Here is a 2,995-nt window from a genome sequence, read left to right as displayed (position 1 = left end):
CCTTGGCAGCCTTGTGCTGATTCCAAGTTTAAACGCCTAAAAGAACCGTGCGTGATGAGCAGTTCGGCTCTCACCTTCACCACCAGAGATCGAGCCGGACGGCCCGTCGCGCCACCCTCGACCCTGCAGGCCCGCAGCGCAAGCTGCGGGCCTGCAGGTGCTGGCTCTTTGACAGAGATGCACAAGCCCCCGCTGTCACCCTGCGGGGCGCCACCCTTAGCGGCATCCGAAGACGGCTTCGGCGCATCTCGGACGCAGGCCCATGCTTTCCCGTCGCGTGAGAATGTCGATCGCCTGCGCCCCCAATACCCTCCTTGACGGAAGAACGATACGTTCTTTAAATAGAACGCATCCACTTCCTAGAGGAACGCCCAACCATGACCGACCGTCTGCCAGGCTTCAATACGCTCGCCATCCACGCCGGGGCGGCTCCCGATGCTGCGACCGGTGCCCGCGCGACGCCGATCTATCAGACCACGTCCTTCGTCTTCGACGACGTGGACCATGCCGCCTCGCTCTTCGGCCTTCAGGCGTTCGGCAACATCTATTCGCGCATCGGCAACCCGACCTGCGCGGTACTCGAGGAGCGGGTCGCGGCGCTCGAAGGCGGCACGGCGGCGCTGGCCGTGGCGTCGGGCCACGCGGCGGAGTTCCTGACCTTCCACACCCTGCTCCAGCCCGGCGACGAGTTCATCGCGGCCAAGAAGCTCTACGGCGGCTCGATCAACCAGTTCAACCATGCCTACAAGAACTTCGGCTGGAACGTGGTCTGGGCCGACTCGGACGATCCGTCCTCCTTCGAGGCCGCTATCACGCCGAAGACCAAGGCGATCTTCGTCGAATCCATCGCCAATCCAGGCGGCGTGATCGTCGACCTCCGGGCCATTGCGGCCATCGCCAAGAAGCACCGCATTCCGTTCATCGTCGACAACACGATGGCCTCGCCGTACCTGATCCGTCCCTTCGAGCATGGCGCGGACATCATCGTCCATTCGGCCACCAAATTCCTCGGCGGCCACGGCAACTCAGTCGGCGGCGTGATCGTCGACGGCGGCTCGTTCAACTTCGCGGGCGACGACCGCTATCCCATGCTGTCCAAGCCGCGTCCGGAATATGCCGGCATGGTGCTGGGCGAGACCTTCGGCAATTTCGGATTCGCCATCGCCTGCCGCGTTCTCGGCCTGCGCGACCTCGGCCCGGCGCTTTCGCCATTCAATGCCTTCCTGATCCTCAACGGCATCGAAACCCTGCCGCTGCGCATGCAGCGCCACTCGGACAATGCCCTGGCTGTCGCCGAACACCTGCAGGCCCACGACAAGGTGTCCTGGGTCAGCTATCCGGGCCTTCGCTCCGACCGCTACCACAACCTTGCCAAGCAGTACTGCCCCAAGGGCGCTGGCGCGGTGTTCACCTTCGGCCTCAAGGACGGCTACGAGGCCGGCGTGAAGCTCGTCTCGAACCTGAAGCTGTTCTCGCACTTGGCGAATATCGGCGACACCCGTTCCCTCGTGATCCATCCGGCCTCGACCACGCACCGCCAGCTCACCGACGAGCAGAAGACGCAAGCCGGAGCAGGCCCCGAGGTGGTGCGCCTCTCCATCGGCCTCGAGGACACGCAGGACCTGATCGACGACCTCAACCAGGCCCTCGACGCGGCGTAACCGACGGCCAAGCGAAGACAAACAAAAAGGGCGGCACGAATGCCGCCCTTTCTGCTGAAAAACCGATAGCTACGCGGCGCGGGACGAGCCAGCCTTCTTGTAGGTGTTGTGGATCGCGGCGAGCGAACGCTCGAGCGCCGTCCAGAGGCGGCCGATTTCCTCGGCCCCTTGCGAGCCCGCATCGTATTCCCGCGCGCCCTCGCCCGTCGCGAGGGACAGGGTCAGTTCAGGGCGATGGGTGATCTGGCCGGCCCAGACCGGAACCTGAAGGGCATTCAAGGCGCCGCGCGCATCCGCCACCACATGGGCTTCGGTGTCGCCATGCTTGGCTGGCGCGGCATTGATCACGGCGGCGTAAGGCTTGCGGTGTTCGCGGGCGATGGCAACCGTGTCCTGCAGGGCGGCGATGTCGAACAGGCTCGCGCGGGTCGGAACGATCACGAGGGTGGCCTGCTTGATCGCCTCAGCGACAATCGCCGACTTGTTCGGCGGCGTGTCGACCAGAACCCACTCGTAGCCTTCGCGCTTGGCCTGCTTGATGGCCTCGTCGATGTTGCGCACATTGTGCTTGAGGCCCAGGAACTCCTGGTTGCGGATCTTGTGCCAGAGAGACAGGGAGCCCTGCGGATCGTTGTCGATCAGCAATGTGGGGCGGGAAGGGTTGGCGATATAACTCGCGAGGTGGGCTGCAAGCGTGCTCTTACCCGAGCCGCCTTTCCGCGAAGCAAAGACCAGCACATTCATGCCTGACTCCTCATAAGCCTGTTCCAACAGCCCTGCACCTAGGGGTTAACCTATCTTAATATTGTTCACCTGTATCAGAGCAAGCACTGATTTCCTAATCTGCGATGTATTCCAACGAGGAATTTGACGAAGGCCGGGTTCCCATTGCTCGGCCTCGACCCGTTGCACTGCGGCGGAACTCGTCCGCAAAGTCGTCTGAAGGTCTCTCGAAGTCCTGAAAGGAGCAGAAAACTCGCCGGGAAAATTGATCCGTGCCCCACCTGAGAAATGCTTGCGGGCGTGATCGATCCGGATGCGGTTTTACCAATCTGCGCCTTGGATTGGGCGTTTTAAAACAGCTTTACACCGCCGGAACCACACTCTCGCTTAGCCGTTAAGCTCCAGACTTCACCAGTCTAGGAGCTGACAAATGTCTAAGAAGATCTTGTTTGCAGGCGCTGTTCTCGTAGCCCTCGCCCCTGTGGGTGCCTTCGCCCAGTCCGGCGGCGCCGCTGCCGGTGCAGCCACGGGTGCCGTGGGCGGTGCCATCGTCGGCGGTCCGATTGGCGCAGCTGTGGGCGGTGTGACGGGCGCGATCGTCGGCGGTCTCG

General features: G+C 63.0%; 2 protein-coding genes and 1 pseudogene. 2 read left to right on the top strand and 1 reads right to left on the bottom strand.

Translation table 11 applies throughout. The annotated features are described in order from the left end of the window. Positions 1-377 precede the first annotated feature (377 nt). Positions 378-1,661: an O-acetylhomoserine aminocarboxypropyltransferase gene (locus tag OC446_RS29825; protein WP_262032508.1), complete on the top strand. Its 1,284-nt coding sequence runs from the start codon at positions 378-380 to the stop codon at positions 1,659-1,661. 69 nt (positions 1,662-1,730) lie between these two features. Here the strand turns inward: OC446_RS29825 and OC446_RS29820 are convergent, their stop codons facing one another. Continuing rightward, the gene (locus OC446_RS29820) at positions 1,731-2,405 is read right to left on the bottom strand and encodes a ParA family protein (protein WP_262032507.1); all 675 of its coding nucleotides are present in this window, start codon (positions 2,403-2,405) and stop codon (positions 1,731-1,733) included. 409 nt (positions 2,406-2,814) lie between these two features. Here OC446_RS29820 and OC446_RS29815 point away from each other — a divergent pair. After that, positions 2,815-2,995 (top strand): annotated as a pseudogene (locus OC446_RS29815) (hypothetical protein); the annotation flags it as partial.

This window comes from Microvirga sp. Mcv34 (assembly GCF_024519725.1).
In the GTDB taxonomy this organism is placed as follows: Bacteria; Pseudomonadota; Alphaproteobacteria; order Rhizobiales; family Beijerinckiaceae; genus Microvirga.
This window is presented reverse-complemented; position numbering and strand designations above follow the sequence as displayed.